Here is a 17,194-nt window from a genome sequence, read left to right as displayed (position 1 = left end):
TCCACACCACTCAGGTCGGCTTTCAGGCCGCCGTGCTCTGCTTTTGATCTGCTTGTGATCTTGATCTCAGGCGCCCCATTAACCACGCTGGCCGCACGCAGGCTTGAATCCGTGGGTAACCCGGCAGGACGCCGGGTTAGCCGCGCTGGGCCAAGGATGGCCCATCGCGGCGGCCCACGGATTCAAGCCGGAGTGCGGGCACACCGAGCATTAGCGAGGTGCCGAGTGGTGGGGCAAGAGCCTTTTGGTTACTTTTGGGCTCTTTCAAAAGTGACCCGCCGTAAGGGCGGAACCAATACCCGCCACAACCACAAAAACGGATATGTACTCAAACCAGCAAGGGCGGCAAAAACGCCGTAACCTCCGGCACCGCCAACTCCCACCGCTCCACCTCCACCGCAGCCGTCTGCGCCGAACACCCCTGAGACAACCGCGAAGCCCCCACATCCGCCGTGACCATATTCGGATTCCCATGCTTATCCAAACTATGCCACTCCCCCGGAGTCAGGGGATCAAACCAAGCCCCAGTAGCAATCTGAACCACCCCCGGCCGAATATCACTCGACACAATCACCCCCGCCAAAAACGCCCCGCGCTCGTTGAACACCCGAACCACATCCCCGTCCGCGATCCCACGCTCACGCGCGTCTTCAACGTTAATGGTCAGCGGCTCACGCTGCTGAATCTTCGACGCACGGCTATAGCTCCCATGGTCATACTGACTGTGCAACCGCGTCTTCGGCTGGTTCGACAACAAGTGCAATGGAAACCCAGGCGCAGGCTTATCCAGCCACACCGGATGCCCCGGACAATCGGCATACCCAAAACTCGCAATACGCTCGGAAAAAATCTCGATACGCCCCGACGGCGTCGGCAACGGATGCCCAACCGGATCATCACGAAACGCCTTGAGCAACACCGTATCCGTGTCCGGATACGCCACCTCAAACAACCCTTCACGCCAGAACGCAGCGTAATCCGGCAGCTCAATCCCGTGTTCCTCGGCCCGCCCCCGCGACTCATCGTAAATAAAGCGCAACCACTGCCCGGCATCGCGCCCCTCAGTAAAGGTGTCTGCAAACCCCAGACGCAGAGCAACCTCGGCAAAGATCGAATAGTCGTCCCGCGCCTCCCCCACCGGTTCGATGGCCTGCTGCATCGCCAACATGAAGCGGTCCGACGCCGAGCTGCCAATATCGTTGCGTTCCAAAGCGGTGGTCGCAGGCAACACAATGTCCGAGTACTTGGCCTGCGCAGTCCAGTACTGCTCATGGACAATCAAGGTCTCGGGTTTCTGCCAAGCCTCAAGCAGCCGGTTGAGGTCTTGGTGATGGTGGAAAATATTGCCGCCCGCCCAATACACCAAACGGATATCCGGGTACTGCTGACGCTTGCCGTTGTAGTCGAACGACGTGCCGGGGTTGAGCAACATGTCGGTGACCCGCGCCACCGGGATAAAGTCTTTCACCGGGTTGAGCCCTTGGGCAAAGCGCGGCCCGGAGAAGCCCTTGCGACCGCTGCCGGTGTTGTTCATGCAGCCATAACCAAGGCCAAAACCACCACCGGGCAAACCGATCTGCCCGAGCAGCGCGGCCAGGGTCACGGTCATCCAGAACGGCTGCTCGCCATGCACCGAACGTTGCAGGGAATAGGCGATGTTGATCATGGTGCGCTGGCGGCCCATGCGCCGAGCCAGATCGATGATCTGCGGCGCGGGGATATCGGTCAGCCCCTGCGCCCAGGCGGGGTCCTTTGGCTGGCCATCAGGCGTGCCCAGCAGGTAGTCGCGAAAACGCTCATAGCCCACGGTGTAGCGCCGGATAAAGTCCTCGTTGTGCAGGCCCTCACTCACCAGCACATAGGCCAGTGCCAACATCAGCGCGGTGTCGCTGCCGGGGCGAATCGGTAGCCACTGGTTGAGCGGCGGGCCGCTGAGGTCGTCGCGCAACGGGCTGACATTGACGAACTGCACCCCGGCGTCGGCCATCGCACTGAGCGCCTCGCCAAGCAAGTGATCGCTGGCGCCACCGGGGCTGGTCTGGGCGTTTTTCGCCGGCAAGCCGCCGAATGCCACAAACATCTCACAATGCTCGGCGAGGTTTTTCCATGAGGTGTGCGCCGCCAACAGCCAGTCCATATTGCCGACGATGTGCGGCATCAACACCCGCCCGGCGCCGAGGCTGTAGCTGTCGGTGCTGGCGACATAGCCGCCAAACAGGTTGAGAAAACGGTGCAACTGGCTTTGCGCGTGGTGAAACCGCCCCGCGCTGCCCCAGCCATAGCTGCCGCCGTAGATCGCCTGGTTGCCGTGCTCGGCCTTGACCCTTTTCAGCTCACGGGCCACCAGATCGAGGGCGACCTCCCAGGAGACTTCGACAAACGGCTCCTGGCCGCGCAGCTCTGGGTGCGAGCCGGGTTCGGCAAGATAACTACGGCGTACGGCGGGCCGCAGGATGCGTGTCGGTGAGGTAATGGCCTCGGGGATCGACGCGCCAATCGGCGAGGGGTCTTTATCCCACTCCACCGGGGTCATCGCCTCCAGCTTGCCGTCGACCACGTGCGGGCGGTACGCGCCCCAGTGCAATGAGGTGAATGTCATGGCTACCAGCTTTCTCCCAGCCCCAGCAGGCCCAATATCTGCCGCCGCAGGTCCACCAGATAAGGATCATCGCGGTGCCGAGGATACGGCCGTTCGATGGTCAATTGCGCCTGGATCTTTGCCGGACGGTCGCTGAATACAATCACGCGATTGGCCAGCAGCAGGGCTTCTTCCACATCGTGGGTCACCAGCAAGGCCGTGTAGCCCTGGCGTTGCCACAGGTCGATGAGTTCCTTTTGCATGGTGATGCGGGTCAGGGAATCCAGTTTGCCCAGCGGTTCATCGAGGATCAGCAGCCGCGGCTGATTGACCAGCGCACGGGCCAACGCCACGCGCTGCGCCATGCCGCCGGAGAGTTGCCGGGGGTAAGCGCGGGCGAATTGGCTGAGGCCGACTTTTTCCAGGGCCTCATCCACTTTGGCCGAGTGGGTCTTGAGCAGGCCCTGGGCTTCCAGGCCGATGGCGACGTTGTCCCACACGCGGCGCCACGGGTACAGGGTCGGGTCCTGAAACACTACGACGCGGCTCGGGTCCGGGCCGGTGATGGGCTCACCATCAGCCAGCAGTCGGCCAGCGTCAGCAGGCTCCAACCCAGCCACCAGGCGCAGCAGCGTGGACTTGCCACAGCCTGACGGCCCCAGCAACGCGACAAATTCGCCGGGAGCCATGTCCAGCGACACCCGCTCCAGCACCGGCAGGTGCTGACCATCCAATGCAAAACCATGGCTCAGGTTTTCAATACGCAGCGCCAAGCCCGTCGATGCTGCTACCGCGTGTGCCAGGCCTACCATTTCATTGCTCCTTTCTGCCAGGCCAACAACCGGTCACGCACCAGGAACAACCCGGTGATCAACCCCGAACAGGCCAGCGCCATGATCAGCAACGCGGCGTACATATTTGCGTAGGCAGCCCAGCCCTGGGCCCATTGCAGGTACCAGCCGATGCCGGATTTCACGCCCATCATTTCCGCCACCACCAAGGTCGAAAACGAGGCGCCCAGGCCCATGAATAAGCCGACGAACACATGGGGCAACGCCGCCGGGATCGCCACCTTGAAGATCAGGAAACCTTGCTTGGCGCCAAGGGTGCGGGCCACATCGTAGTAGGCTTTATCGACACTGGCGACGCCGGACCAGGTGAGCACCGTGACCGGGAACCAGGTCGCCAGTGCGATCAGGAAAACACTGGCACTCCAGCTGCTGGGAAACAGGAAAAAACACAGCGGCAACAGCGCCGTCGACGGCACCGGGCCGAGGATGCGCAGCACCGGGTGCAGCCAGTAGCCGATGCGGGTGGACCAGCCGATGGCCACGCCCGCGACGAAGCCGGTCACCGCCCCCAACGCCACGCCCGAACCCAGCAGCAATGCCGAATGCAGCAGGCTGTCGGCCAGGCGCGCCCAATCGTCGATATACACCGCGAGCAAGGCTTGGGGCGGAGCAAAAAACGGCACCGGCAGCAGCGCCAGTTTGGCGGTGAGCAATTCCCAGATGCCCAGCAACACCGGCAAGGCGATCAACCAGGGCCCGGCATTACGCAAGCGTTGGCCCAGTGTCGAAAAGTGCCTACCCAGCAGGCTCAGCACAATGAACAGCGCAGCCACGCCCACGCATAGATTGGCCAGCCCCTGGGTCATCGGCCACTTGCGGACGGCGTTGGGCCAATAGCTGATCAACAGGGCGACCGCCACCCACGCCGCCACCACCGCTGCGCCCTGCCACCAGACCTTGAGCGTCAGGGGTGGATTGAGGGTTGTCGCCTCAGTTGAAGACATCAGCGGTGATCTCCTTGGCAAACTCCACCGGGTCGGTGCCCTTGCTGATCACTTCCACGGTTTTCAGGTCGGTGACGTAGGTGGTGATTTCCTGGGTCAGCGCCGCGCCCACCGCGTGGTGGCCGTGGGTGTGATCGTGAAGAATGGCCTGCACCTCTTCGGTGGACGTGTTCAGCGCATAGGCCTGAAAGCCCTTGGCGACTTCCTCCGGGTGCTGCACGGAATAGTCGTGGGCTTCGAGAATCGCCTGGGTCAGTGCGGCGACCACGCGTTTGTCTTCGCGCACCAACTTGCCGGTGACGCCGACCACGCAGCAACTGAGGTTGGCGTATTCCTCCACCAAATTGGTGGACAACTCCCGCGCCACGCCGGACTTGATCAGCCGGTACATGAACGGGTCGCTGCCACTGACCGCCTGCACTTCGCCACGCTCCAGGGCCGTGCCCAGCAAGTCGGCCGGGTACAGGCGCCACTCGACATCGCGTACCGGATCGACACCGTGCTTTTTCAGCAGGATCGAAAAGAAATTGCGGTCGGGGCTGGCCATGTCGGTGACGCCGATCGCCTTGCCCTTGAGGTCCTCAAGCTTGGTAACCGTGCCGTTCACCGCACTGAGCAAGCGCAGGCAGCCGCCATGGGTGCCAGCGGTGAGTTTCACGTCAAAGCCTTGCTCCAAGGCCTTGAGCCAACGCAGCGCCATGCCCACGCCCGCATCGGCCTTGCCGGTGGCGATGGCTTCAAGCAGCACTTCGGTGGAGTTGCCGAAGTTGACCAGCTCCACGTCCAGGTTGTGCTTTTTGAAAAAGCCCTGGCCGTGGGCGATCACCACCGGGGCCAGGCACACGGCATTGAGATTGACCGCCAGTTTGAGTGAGCGCGGCGCGTCCAGGCGGATAAAATCACCGGTGCCGGCGGGTTCCTGGGGGGTGTTGTGGCCCGCGTGTTCATCGGCGGTAAAGCCCAGGCGTGGCAGCGACAATCCGGCCAGGGCGATGCCGGCCATGCCAAGCAGGTGGCGACGGGTTAAAGGGTCGAAAGCAGCCATGCGCACTATCCTTTTCTAATTGATGTAAGCGTTTACTGTGGCAAACCAGATCCCACATTGACCGTACTCAGTCATTCAGATCCGCCAGCCCCAAGTGCTCGCGCAACGTCGAGCCTTCATAGGCTTTGCGGAACAACCCCTTGCGTTGCAAATGCGGAATCACACTCTCGACAAACTCAGTGAACGACCCCGGCAGGTACCCCGGCGAAATCACAAATCCATCGCAACCGCCCTGCTCAAACAGCTCGGCCAACTGGTCGGCGATTTGCGCCCCGGTGCCCACCAGTTGCGGCACGCGCACGCTGCTGGCGAAGATGCGGCCGAGTTGCTCAAGGGTGATTTGCGGGCCTTGCATCAAGAGTTTTTCGGCGGCCGCAGGATGGATCAACGGCGACTGGGCCACCTCGGCCAAGGTGGCGCTCAGCGGGAATGGCGATAGGTCGACATTCAACTGCGAGGCCAGTGTCACCAGCCCCAACTCGGGCCGTGCCAGGGCGTTGTGCGTGTCGCGCTTGGCACGGGCGTGAGCTTCGCTGCCGCCGATAAACGGCATCACCGCCGTCAGCACCTTGCAGCTATCCGCGTCGCGACCTTGCTGCACCACTTGGGCACGCACGTCATCACGGAAAGCGCGCATGGCATTCAAGTGTGGGTGAATGGTGAAGATTGCCTCGGCCCAGCGCGCGCCAAATCGTCGGCCACGCCCGGAGGAACCGGCCTGGATCAGCACCGGACGGCCCTGAGGTGTGCGCGGAATGTTCAACGGGCCTTCGACCTTGAACCACTCACCCTGATGCTGCACCGAGTGGATCAACGCAGGGTCCGCCAACACGCCGTTTTCGCGATCCAACTTAAGGGCATCCTTGCCCCAGCTGTTCCAGAGTTTCAGCGCGACTTCTACAAATTCATCCGCACGGTCGTAGCGCAAGTCGTGCTCCAAGTGCTTGTCCTTGCCGAACAGGCGCCCTTCGCTGTCGTTCATCGAGGTGACGATATTCCACGCCGCGCGGCCCTTGGACAAATGGTCGAGGGTGGCGAACTCGCGGGCAATATGCGCCGGTTCGTAATAGGTGGTGGAACGGGTCGCGCCCAGGCCCAGCTTGGTGGTCTGGCCCACCAGGTACGAAAGGATCGGCAACGGGTCGAGGCGCGTGGCGTCCTGGGCGCCGTAGCGCAAGGCGAACTCGCGAGAGCCGCCCATCTGGTCGCCCACCGCGAGGCGATCGGCGAAGAACAGAAAGTCGAACAGCCCTTCTTCCACCACCTTGGCGACGCGCGCGTAGTACGCAGGGTCGAGGTAATTGCCGACGGTTTCGGGGTGGCGCCACACGGCATGGCTATGCACCACGGGGCCGCTCAGGAGGAACGCCGACAAATGGATTTGGCGGCTCATGGCGTGGGCGTCCACACGGTGATATCGGTGACTTTCAGCGGCTTGGGAATCAGCTTGGCGGCGTAGTAAGTGTCGGCGATGCGTTGCTGCTCGGCGAGGTTTTCCAGCTTGACCGGGATGATGTCGTAGCTGCGGCGGCTATTGGCGAGTTCCACCGTGGCCGGTGGGATATTGCCCCACAGCGGACCGAGGATTTCAGCGGCTTGCTTGGGGTGGGCTTTGACCCATTGGCCGGTCTCGCGCAAGGTGTCGAAGGTGACTCGCAACACGTCCGGATGCGCCTTGGCGAATTGGGTCGTGGCCAGGTAGAAGCGGTTGTAGTTCGCCAGGCCGTCCTTGCCGTCGGCGATCACGCGCGCATGGTGCTCGAGTTGCTGGGTGGCGAGGAACGGGTCCCAGATCACCCAAGCGTCGACGCTGCCATTGGCGAAAGCGGCGCCGCCGTCGGGGGCTTCGAGGTAACGCGGTGTGATATCCGCCAGGGTCAGGCCGGCTTTTTTCAGCGCCGAGATCAGCAGGAAATTGCTGCCCGAGCCTTTGGAGACAGCGACGGTCTTGCCCTTGAGGTCGGCGATGCTGTGGATCGGTGATGTGTCCTGAACAATGATCGCCTGGGCGCCAGGTGATGAATTCTCTTGGGCGTAATACGTCAGCGGCGCATCGGCGGCCTGGGTGAACAGTGCAAAGGCGTCGGCCACATCGGCGTGTAAGTCGACGCTGCCGGCGTTGAGCGAGCTGAGCAGACCGGTACTGAACTCATGCCAACTGACGGTGAAGCCCAGCGGTTTGAGGCGCTGTTCCAACTGGCCATTTTGCTTGAGCAAAATCCACAGGGTGGATGAGCGCTGGTAACTGATATCCAGGGTTTGCTCGGCATGGGCCGCCGCTGCGGCAAACAGCAGGCTGGCGGCGACGATTAGTTTTTTCAACGTCATGAAAGGCCTTGGCGTGGGAGAGATGAAGGAAGCTGCATATGCCAAAAGACGGCATAAGGCCTGACAGGAAAGCCAACTTGATTATATTAATGACGAGTAATTATGAAAGAACCCTATAGTTCTATGGTTATGCCCGATTCGTCGAAACGCTGAAAAAGCGCCCTAAGCTCAGACCAAAAGAGTATTTATCGAATAGTTTTTATAACTTTAAGATTGGAAATATTTCGCTGAAAATCGAGCGCGCCATGTCTATTCGTCGTCCCCTCGCCGTTGTCATCGGGCTACTGGCCTTTTCTGTCGCCGTGAGTGCGCAAGCCCAGGAAACGGTACGCATCGGCTACCAGAAATCCTCGACCCTGATCACCCTGCTGAAAACCCAGGGCACCCTGGAAAAAGCCCTCAAGGCCGACAACATCGACGTCAGTTGGCACGAGTTCCCAAGCGGCCTGCCACTGCTGGAAGCGCTCAACGTGGGCAACGTGGATATCAGCGCCGACGTGGCCGACACCGTGCCGATTTTCGCCCAGGCGGCCCAAGCCAAACTCACCTACTTCGCCCAGGAAGCGCCCTCGCCTTCGGCCCAAGCCATCGTGGTGCGCAAGGACTCGCCGATCCAGCAGTTGGCGGATTTGAAAGGTAAGAAAGTCGCGGTAACCAAGGCGGCCGGCACCCACTATTTGCTGATTGCTGCACTGGCCAAAGCAGGCCTGGCGTTCTCGGATATCGAGCCCGCTTACCTGTCGCCCGCCGATGGTCGTGCGGCGTTCGAGAACAACAAGGTCGACGCCTGGGTCACCTGGGAACCCTTCCTCACCAGCGTGCAACGTCAATTGCCGACGCGCACCTTGGCCGATGGCGCCGGGCTGGCGAGCTACAAGCGTTATTACCTGACTGGCACGCCTTACGCCAAAGCCCATCCTGAGGTGTTGAAGGTGGTGTACGAGCAGTTGGAAAAGACCGGCAAATGGGTGAAAACCCACCCGCAGGATGCGGCAAAGGTGCTCGGCCCGCTGTGGGGTAACCTGGATGTGGCAACCGTCGAAGCCGCCAATGCGCACCGCAGTTATCTGGTGCAGCCGGTGACGATTGATCAGTTGGGTGAGCAGCAGAAGATTGCGGATGCGTTCTTCAAGGCGGGGCTATTACCCACAGCAGTAGATGCCAAGGATGTGCAGACCTGGAAGCCTTGAATAATTTCATTTGGCAACCCAATCGGGTTGCCGCGTAAAGGGCTTTCCAGGGGTTTGGTGGATTGGTGTACGGGTAAACAAGCCGCTCAGGAAGTGGTACAACGGGTACCCCATGCCTCCGCCCCTTTCCTGGAGACCACCGCTCATGACGTCCAAGCTCGAACAACTCAAGCAATTCACCACCGTGGTCTGCGACACCGGCGACCTGGAAGCCATCAGCCGCCTGCGCCCGGTCGACGCCACCACCAACCCTTCCCTGCTGCTCAAGGCCGCCGCCATCCCGGAATACGCCGAGCTGCTGCGCGATGCGGTGAACCTGTCCAAGGGTGACGTGGGCCTGGCTTGCGACCACTTCGCGGTGTCGGTAGGTGCCGGCATTCTCAAGGTGATCCCGGGGCGCATCTCCACCGAGGTTGACGCGCGCCTGTCCTTCGACGAAGACGCGCTGTGGGCCAAGGCCAACCAGTTGATCGCCCTGTACGACCAGGCCGGCGTCGGCCGTGACCGCGTGCTGATCAAGCTGGCCTCCACCTGGGAAGGCATCCGCACCGCCGAACGCCTGGAAAAAGCCGGCATCCAGACCAACCTGACCCTGCTGTTCTCCTTCGCCCAAGCCGTGGCCTGCGCCGATGCGGGCGTGTTCCTGATCTCGCCGTTCGTGGGCCGTATCTACGACTGGTACCGCAAGAACACCGGCCTGGACTACACCGGCGCCGAGGACCCGGGCGTGCAGTCCGTCACGCGCATCTACAACTACTACAAGGCCAACGATATCCAAACCGTGGTCATGGGTGCGAGCTTCCGTACTCTCAGCCAAATCGAAGAGTTGGCGGGTTGTGATCGCCTGACCATCAGCCCGGACTTGCTGCAAAAACTGGCTGAAGATAACGGCCCGCTGGCGCGCAAACTGGTGCCGGGTGCCGCAGGCGAAGCGCGTCAACAGTTGACCGAAGCGCAGTTCCGTTGGGCGTCGAATGAAGATGCGATGGCGACGGAGAAACTGGCGGAAGGGATTCGGCAGTTTGCGCGGGATCAGGAGAAGTTGGAGGCGGTGTTGGCTGCGCTGTAACGTCGACTTCCTGTAGGAGCGAGCTTGCTCGCGAAAAACCTGAGAACGCCGCGTTAAACCAGAACCGCTGCGTTATCGTTAACGTTTTTCGCGAGCAAGCTCGCTCATACTCAGTTCTGGGTCACGCCCTGCCCATACTTGCGAATCGCCAGGCAATACCCAATCAACGCCACCGCCGCCAGCAACCCACCGGCCGCGCCGATCCAGGCGAAGCCGAAGTGGCTGCCGACCCAACTGCCCATCAGGGCGCCGCCGCCGATGCCGATGTTGTAGATACCGGAGAACATCGCCATGGCCACGTCGGTGGCGTCCGGTGCCAGCACCAGCACCTTGGATTGCATGGCCAGGCCGAAGCCCATGATTGCCATGCCCCAGAAAATGCTCAGTACCACGAGGTAAGACTCGGCCCCGCTCAACGGCAACAACAGTGCCAGGCACGCCGCCAGCAGGAACACCGCGCTGACCACGAAAATATGCGGGTTGAAGCGATGCACCAGGCTGAACAACAACGAGCCAATGATGCCCGCGCCGCCGAACACCAGCAGGATCAGGGTCACGGCGCCGCCACCCATGCCCGCGACGCCTTCGACGAAGGGTTCGATGTAGCTGTAGGCGGTGAATTGCGCGGTGACCGTCAGGGCGGTGAGCACGTAGAGCGCCACCAGCGCCGGGCGTTTGAACAGCAGTGGCAGGCTGCGCAGTGAGCCGGAGTTTTGGCTCGGCAGCAGTGGCAAAGTGCGCGCCAGCCAGAACACCAGCGCGGCGGCAAAGGCGCCGATTACCAGGAAGGTGGTACGCCAGCCCATGGCTTCACCCAGCAGGCGACCGAGGGGAATGCCCAACACCATCGCCAGCGAGGTGCCGGTAGCCAGCAGGCCGAGGGCCTGCACCTGCTTGCCTTCCGGCGCCAGGCGCACTGCCAGGGAAGCGGTAATCGACCAGAACAACGCGTGGGACAAGGCAATGCCGACCCGGCTAACCATCAGCAAGCCAAAGCTGGTGGCGACGCTGGAAAGGATGTGGCTGGCGATAAACATGCCGAACAGTACGATCAGCAGCTTGCGCCGCTCGATGTTACGCGTCAGCAGCATCACCGGCAGCGAGGTCAGCGACACGATCCAGGCGTAGATGGTGAGCATCAGGCCGACGCTGGCAATAGGCATGTCGAAGCTGGCGCCGATGGCGCTGAGCAGGCCGACCGGCACAAATTCAGTGGTATTGAATACAAAAGCGGCCAACGCCAGGGCGATGACCGGTTGCCAGTTGGCTTGGGGCGTTGCGGCTGAAATGCTCATTGAAGGGCGAGGTACTCTGACGATGATCAAACGGCCACCCAGGACAAGCGCCGCCGCGAGCATTCTATAGGTTTCTCGGCCCGCTGTTGACGCTCATCCTGTGTAAAACCTGCGCGGTTTGATCAAGGCGAGGTCAGGGTAATCACGTAAGCCCCCGAGTGAATTGGCTTGCCGAGGGGATCCACCAGTACATACCGCTGGTCGTAATAGCGTCCGCTGCCGCTGTCGGCCACCAACTTGACGTTGGCTGCTGCGTTGCCCAGCGCCTTGACGCTGCTGACCGGCTGCACGTTGATCCGGCTGCCACGGCTGGCCAACGGACAGCCTTTCAACTCCATCATCGACCCGCTCGATGCAACGGATGTGCAACTTGACTCGACAATGCTGCCGTGAAATTGAATGACGCCCTGTGATGACGCCATGCAGGCCCCCGCCCACATGGCAAGGAAGCCTGTAACCACTGACAAACGTTTAACGTTCATGCCGCCACTCCTTCTTGGGTTCTTAGAAGGTAGTCGTCATTTCGGCGGCGGACTTGAGCTATTTCGTCGTTTTAAGAACTCACTGATAGCCGCAAACGGTCAACTGTGTGCAGTAGCTGCCTGATTGGGCCCCCTTCAGGCAGTTGCACGGAGCTGAAAACGATTCGGCCCTCGACCTGGGCACTCAACGTCGCCAACCGTTGCTGCGGCACACCATAGATAAAAACCGGCCCCATCAGCGGCTGGTCCTGGTAGAAATCAAACAAATTGAAGCGCTCGCTCATAGCGAATTTAGCGTTGATCAGCATCAGATCGAAGCCATGTTCACCGTATTCCAGCAAGTTGAGCATTTCCTCCAGGCTCGACACCGGCGCGATGGCGTAATACCCCTGGCGATTGAAATCCCGCTCCAGGCGCAGGCGCTGAAAATGCTCGGGGTCGGCGATCATGATACGCAGGGCTTTATTGATCACGGCTGCCTCCGCACACGTCGAGCAGACGCATTGCGTTGCAACCAGCGCAACAGGTCGGCACCGCTCATGGGGCGGGCATGCCAGTAACCCTGGCCCTGGGTGCAACCCAGTTCCAACAACTGCCGCTGCTGTTCAGCCGTTTCAATGCCCTCGACCACCACTGACATGCTCAGGGTCTGGCCCAGGGCCAGGGTGCTACCAATCACCGCACGGCAACGCGGCTCGTGGGCCAGGCCGCGCACAAACTCGGCGTCGAGCTTGATCTCGTTGAAGGGCAGTTGGCACAAGCGCTGTAGCGAGGAAAAACCGGCGCCGAAATCGTCGATGGACAGGCGGCAGCCCATCATGCGCAGGCGCACCAGGTTTTCCAGGGACACTGCGGGCACTTCCAGCAAGCCGCTTTCAGTGAGCTCAAACGTGATACCAAAGCACGGGGCCTGGTAAGCCGTCAGGATGCCTTTGATATGGGCAGTCAAACCCGCATCGGCCAACTGCGCCGCTTGCAGGTTAAACGCCAGGTCCAGGCTCAGCCCCTGCCCCTTGGCCTGTCGCTGCAAGCTCAGTGCCTGCTGCATCAAGGTAAACAACAACTGATCCATCAGGCCGCTACGCTCCATTGCCGGCAGAAAGACCGCAGGTGAAAGAATGCCCTTGAGCGGATGGTTCCAACGCACAAGCACTTCCACCCCGAGAGCAGCGCCGCTGCGCAGGTCGAACTTAGGTTGGTAATAGGCCTCCAACTGCTGATCGAGGATAGCCTGGCGCACTTCCTGCTCATCGGCGATCTCCGGTGTCGATAGTGCTGCGCACTCTGCTGGACGCTGGCTCAACGCAAGTTCGAGCAACGGCTGCAACGCCTCCGCCTGCAACGGTTTACCAACGTCACCCAGCATGTTCATCCCCAGCAACGCGCCCATCTGCCGCACCGCACGGCGCACATCCCATGGCAAACCACTGCTGACGATGATCGCGCCCACCTGGCCGGTTGCACTGATACGTTGGATAAACTCCAACCCATCCATGCCATCCATTTGCAGGTCGCACACCACCACGTCCACCGACCCCGCACGCTGAAGCACAGCCATGGCCTCACTGCCGTTGGCAGCTTCCAGTACTTCACCGCAACCCAGTTGCTTCAACAGGCTGACGGCCACGGAACGTTGGAAAAGATGATCTTCGAGCACCAATACCCGCAGTGGTAGAAAGGACATGGCAGGGCCTCAGTAGTAGTCGATGGTGAACGTAGCCGTGGCGTTTGCCGGGCCGGCGGTGATGCGGTCTTCGGTCTGGATATAGCGGGCCTTGAGTTTGATGGAGTAAGCGTGACCTTCCACGTCCAACGGCACGATGCCGCTGGCGCGCAACGTGGATAGCGGCAAGGGGCCACCACCACTGTCGGCGACTTGCACGCTCACGCCGGTTGCAGCCGGCGCCTTGCCCGCTGCGCTGGGGTCGAGGCTGAGAATGCCCTGCGACGGATTGATAGCCGGCAGCGTCGGATCGATGCGTACCCTCAACGTGTTGCTCTTGCGCGAGTCCAGATTGTTCGAGGTGCCATCGCTTAACCAGCGCGGGCCGGTACCCTGATAGTAACCATTGAAAGCTGGGCAATTATTCAGCTCGATCGAAAAGTCCTGCCACGGCGTAAAGGTATTCTTGCCGCCGAACTCGTTGGTCAGGTGCGTCCCCATGGGCACATTGACGTTCGATGTCAAGCAAGTGCGCGAGACGATATTGATGCTGCCGGAGAAGTTGACCCGTTCGAATTCGACAGTGTTAGTCGTGATGAAGCTTTGCACCATAGTCGGCAATGAGGCGCCCTGAATCGTCCCTGCTCCGACCTCACCAATTTTGATGAACGAAAGGTCAAACACCATCGTGCTACTAATGTTCCAGTTACAGGAACTGGTCCCACCGCCACAGTTGGTACCGAAACCAGAGGTTGGCATGGCATTACCGCTGTACCAGATCGCTACGCCTATCCCTTTGACGCCAGTCTCATACACCTTTCCCGCATAGGGCGTACCCGACCAATTGGCATGGGGCAACGGGGTAACCGCCAACGAACGCCTGGTCTCGATGCTATAAAGCCCTGCGGTACAACCCACCTGCAGCCCGCTGACAGGGGTGAAGGTTTGTCGGTAGATTTCCGCGCCCAGCGGTACGTCACGCCCCACCGTCAGGTTGACTCCCAGCAGCGGCTGGGTACGCACCATTTTGACCGAACCACTGTTGATGTTGCAGTCGGCAAACGCTGCCCCTGCCGCCAACACCATCCCCACGACAGCCACACCGGCTTTCAACATTTGCATGACTTTCATCACAATTTATCCTGTCCGCTGTTCACAGAAGCAACACGTTCATCGAGTTGAACGACCGAACACACCACGTCCACTTGACGCAGTTGTTTGCCATCACTTTTCCCTGGAGGTAACGCCAACGCGCATTGCTGCCCCGCCTGGGTTCCCCAACTGATCAATAGGCGACGAGCATTTTCCTTGACCCGTGCATACAACTGGCCGCCCTGCCCGACCACCCCCACCGATACCCCACGGTCGTCCGCTACGCTGGCACCGAACGGCAGCGCGCTGCCATCGGCCAGGGTCACGTTGAGCAACACGGCTTCGCCACTGCTGGTGCCGTATTTGAGGGCCACCACGGCACCGGCACGCGGTGCCACTTGCTGGCTGGTTTCCGTCAGTTCGACATTCAACGAGGAGCCCATCGGGTCGATGGCCACTTCGTTCAACTCGTAAGGGCGCAAGTACGGTACGACCGCATTGCCGCGACCATCGAGTTTCAGGCCAGGGAAGCCAGCCACCCTGGCGCCCTCTGCTCCCGGTGCGCTGATAACAGCCATGGTTTCACCGCGATACGGCGTGAACGTCACACCTTCAGGGTGAGCAACCACACTGCCGCTGGCATTCAGCGACAGGCTGTCGTAGCCCTCGCCCCGACTGACCGTGCCGCCGACAATCGCCTTGGGCCCGATGTACTGGCCGTTGACCGAGGTGCTGTTGGTACGACTAGCACCATCGTGACTACCGGTGAGGCTGTATTGATACTCGCGATCCTCGCCGGCGGTGCCGCTGAGGGTCGCTTGCTCGCTGTAGTTACCTTGGTTGTCACGCATGACACGCGCCGACAGTTGCGGCTGGCTGCGAGACTTACCGAACTCCAGCGGCATGCTCACGGTAAATAACAGGCTGTTGTCCATCTCGCCCAGGCCGACACGACTGCGGTTGGCGCTGACGCCTAAACTGACCTGGCGCACCTGCTTGCTGTAGCTGAACTGGTACTGCACATCGCGTCCCGGCTGATTCCAGTAGTTCTGGGTGAAACCACTGAACGCCACCTGCCCCAAGGCGCCAAGACTCTGGTTGGCCGTGAGAGACAGGCGGCTGCGAGGGCGCCCGAACAAACTGGAATCCAAACCCGTGCGTTCGGCATCCAGCAGTTGCATCGCGTTGCTGAAGTCCAGGTAGTTCTGAGTGGAAAACCGTGTGGCCGCCACCGCGAAGTTGCTACCGGTACTGAGGATATTTTTGCTGTAGCTCATGCGCACACTCTGACCGCTGGCCTGGCCGCCTTTCAGGTCGGTCTGGGCCTGGGTCACGTCCACGGCCATAGCACCCACCGGCGTGCCGAACGCCAGGCCGCCGAGCATCGAACGGTAATCGTCGCTGGCCTGCACGCCGGTGTAACCGGTGAACACATTGCTCAGGCCGAGCTGATAGGTGCCTTGCACCAGCTTGGCTTGTTGGTCGAGGTAGTTGCTGCGGGTTTCACCGGCGGTCACGCTGAATCGCGAAGTCCCCGGGCGCAACAGTTGGGCGGTGGCGGCGTACGGCACGATAAAACGCTGCTCGCTGCCGTCTGCCTCGTACACGGTCACGTCCAGATCACCGCCGTAGCCGGTGGCGTACAGGTCATCGATCACAAAAGCGCCCGGCGCCACCGTGGTTTCGTAGAGCAGATTGCCGGCTTGGCGCACAGCCACTCGCGCCCCGGTACGCGCAATGCCACGGATAACTGGCGCATAACCGCGCTGGGACTCGGGCAACATGCGGTCATCAGTGCCCAGTTGCACACCACGGTAGGCCAAGGTGTCGAAGATCTCGCCACTGGTATTGGCCTCGCCCACGGTCAATTGGCTTTGCAGGCTGGTCACATCACGCTGAGCGTAGGTATTGAGCGTCTGGTAATCCTGGCCCGTGTTCTTCTGCCAGTTCAACGAACCGTTATGGCGCAGACGCCAATCACCCAGGTTCAAACCGGCATTCAGGCCCAGATAGGCGGAATCGTAATTACCGAAATCGGTTTTGTTGTGGTTAGCGTTGAAGGTGTAACTCAAGGTTCCGGCGGTCACGCCTCGGTCCCACAACTCAGGGCTGACATACCCACGGGCGTCACGGCGCAAAGCGATCTGCGGGATGCTGATATCCAGTTGTTGGTTGGCCGGCGAAAAGGTCGCCGTGGCGCCTTCGATCAACTGGCCAAGGTCCAGGCACGTCGCGCCGCTCTCCAGCGCTGCCGTGGCGTGTGCCGACAACTTGCGCAGGTCCACGCCGATCAGTTGCAGCAAGCCGCTGTTGAAACACACCACCGGATGACTGCCGTCGGCATCGGCATTGATGCGAATATCCTGACGACTGACCAAGGTGCCATTCACCGCCACATCCGCTCGATAGTTACCCGGCAACACCGGGTTGCCCTTTTCGTACTGGGTCAGGTCGAGGCTGCGGGAATCATCGGGCAGGAAGGCGTCGTTGAACTGCACGTCTTCAGCCCATACCGAAGAGGCCAGCAATGCACCAGACAATACAGCCAGGGCCTTGAGAACCATCGAGGTCAGCGGATTAAGGGCAAAGCGCGGTTGCACCTGCGGTTGGCCCAGGCGGGGAATCGTCATCATAAATTACTCGTGCACTAGAACGTT

At 61.0% G+C, this 17,194-nt stretch carries 14 protein-coding genes; 2 read left to right on the top strand and 12 right to left on the bottom strand.

What is annotated here, in order from left to right:
• Positions 1-328: 328 nt before the first annotated feature.
• The 6 genes from BFL40_RS26205 to BFL40_RS26180 form a co-directional block, all read right to left on the bottom strand.
• Positions 329-2,599, bottom strand: coding sequence for a molybdopterin guanine dinucleotide-containing S/N-oxide reductase (locus BFL40_RS26205; protein ID WP_071486655.1), 2,271 nt, complete (start codon positions 2,597-2,599; stop codon positions 329-331).
• A 2-nt stretch (positions 2,600-2,601) separates the two neighbouring features.
• On the bottom strand, positions 2,602-3,390 hold the full coding sequence (locus tag BFL40_RS26200) for an ABC transporter ATP-binding protein (protein WP_071486654.1): 789 nt from the start codon (positions 3,388-3,390) through the stop codon (positions 2,602-2,604).
• The gene (locus tag BFL40_RS26195) at positions 3,384-4,373 is read right to left on the bottom strand and encodes an ABC transporter permease (protein ID WP_071486653.1); all 990 of its coding nucleotides are present in this window, start codon (positions 4,371-4,373) and stop codon (positions 3,384-3,386) included. Before BFL40_RS26195 ends, BFL40_RS26200 begins: the two co-directional genes overlap by 7 nt.
• Entirely contained in the window at positions 4,360-5,418 is a 1,059-nt protein-coding gene (locus BFL40_RS26190) for an ABC transporter substrate-binding protein (RefSeq protein WP_071486652.1), read from the bottom strand. The genes BFL40_RS26195 and BFL40_RS26190 overlap by 14 nt, the downstream gene beginning before the upstream one ends.
• 67 nt (positions 5,419-5,485) lie before the next feature.
• Positions 5,486-6,811, bottom strand: coding sequence for an LLM class flavin-dependent oxidoreductase (locus tag BFL40_RS26185; protein WP_071486651.1), 1,326 nt, complete (start codon positions 6,809-6,811; stop codon positions 5,486-5,488).
• Positions 6,808-7,746 carry an aliphatic sulfonate ABC transporter substrate-binding protein gene (locus tag BFL40_RS26180; RefSeq protein ID WP_071486650.1) on the bottom strand — a complete coding sequence of 313 codons (939 nt, stop codon included), beginning with the start codon at positions 7,744-7,746 and terminating at the stop codon, positions 6,808-6,810. Before BFL40_RS26180 ends, BFL40_RS26185 begins: the two co-directional genes overlap by 4 nt.
• Positions 7,747-7,991: 245 nt before the next feature.
• On the opposite strand from BFL40_RS26180, the gene BFL40_RS26175 reads away from it, so the two are divergent.
• Together BFL40_RS26175 and tal are read left to right on the top strand one after the other, a co-directional pair.
• On the top strand, positions 7,992-8,936 hold the full coding sequence (locus BFL40_RS26175; protein WP_071486649.1) for an aliphatic sulfonate ABC transporter substrate-binding protein: 945 nt from the start codon (positions 7,992-7,994) through the stop codon (positions 8,934-8,936).
• Positions 8,937-9,081: 145 nt separating this feature from the next.
• Positions 9,082-10,005: a transaldolase gene (gene tal, locus BFL40_RS26170; RefSeq protein ID WP_071486648.1), complete on the top strand. Its 924-nt coding sequence runs from the start codon at positions 9,082-9,084 to the stop codon at positions 10,003-10,005.
• A 110-nt stretch (positions 10,006-10,115) separates the two neighbouring features.
• Here the strand turns inward: tal and BFL40_RS26165 are convergent, their stop codons facing one another.
• The 6 genes from BFL40_RS26165 to BFL40_RS26140 all read right to left on the bottom strand — a co-directional run bounded on the left by BFL40_RS26165 (position 10,116) and on the right by BFL40_RS26140 (position 17,170).
• Positions 10,116-11,300 (bottom strand): sugar transporter, encoded by a 1,185-nt coding sequence (locus BFL40_RS26165; protein ID WP_071486658.1) that lies wholly within the window; start codon positions 11,298-11,300, stop codon positions 10,116-10,118.
• A gap of 122 nt (positions 11,301-11,422) precedes the next feature.
• On the bottom strand, positions 11,423-11,782 hold the full coding sequence (locus BFL40_RS26160) for a type 1 fimbrial protein (RefSeq protein WP_071486647.1): 360 nt from the start codon (positions 11,780-11,782) through the stop codon (positions 11,423-11,425).
• Positions 11,783-11,853: 71 nt separating this feature from the next.
• The gene (locus BFL40_RS26155; protein ID WP_071486646.1) at positions 11,854-12,255 is read right to left on the bottom strand and encodes an ANTAR domain-containing protein; all 402 of its coding nucleotides are present in this window, start codon (positions 12,253-12,255) and stop codon (positions 11,854-11,856) included.
• A complete protein-coding gene (locus BFL40_RS26150; protein WP_071486645.1) occupies positions 12,252-13,466 on the bottom strand; it encodes an EAL domain-containing response regulator in 1,215 nt (404 codons plus the stop codon). Before BFL40_RS26150 ends, BFL40_RS26155 begins: the two co-directional genes overlap by 4 nt.
• 9 nt (positions 13,467-13,475) lie before the next feature.
• The gene (locus BFL40_RS26145) at positions 13,476-14,576 is read right to left on the bottom strand and encodes a fimbrial protein (protein ID WP_071486644.1); all 1,101 of its coding nucleotides are present in this window, start codon (positions 14,574-14,576) and stop codon (positions 13,476-13,478) included.
• Positions 14,576-17,170, bottom strand: coding sequence for a fimbria/pilus outer membrane usher protein (locus tag BFL40_RS26140; protein ID WP_071486643.1), 2,595 nt, complete (start codon positions 17,168-17,170; stop codon positions 14,576-14,578). The genes BFL40_RS26145 and BFL40_RS26140 overlap by 1 nt, the downstream gene beginning before the upstream one ends.
• Between the last annotated feature and the right edge of the window lie 24 nt (positions 17,171-17,194).

It is taken from the genome of Pseudomonas costantinii, assembly GCF_001870435.1.
Classification (GTDB): Bacteria; Pseudomonadota; Gammaproteobacteria; order Pseudomonadales; family Pseudomonadaceae; genus Aquipseudomonas; species Aquipseudomonas costantinii.
The sequence above is the reverse complement of the archived record's forward strand: the minus strand, read 5'-3'. Positions and strand labels throughout refer to the sequence as shown.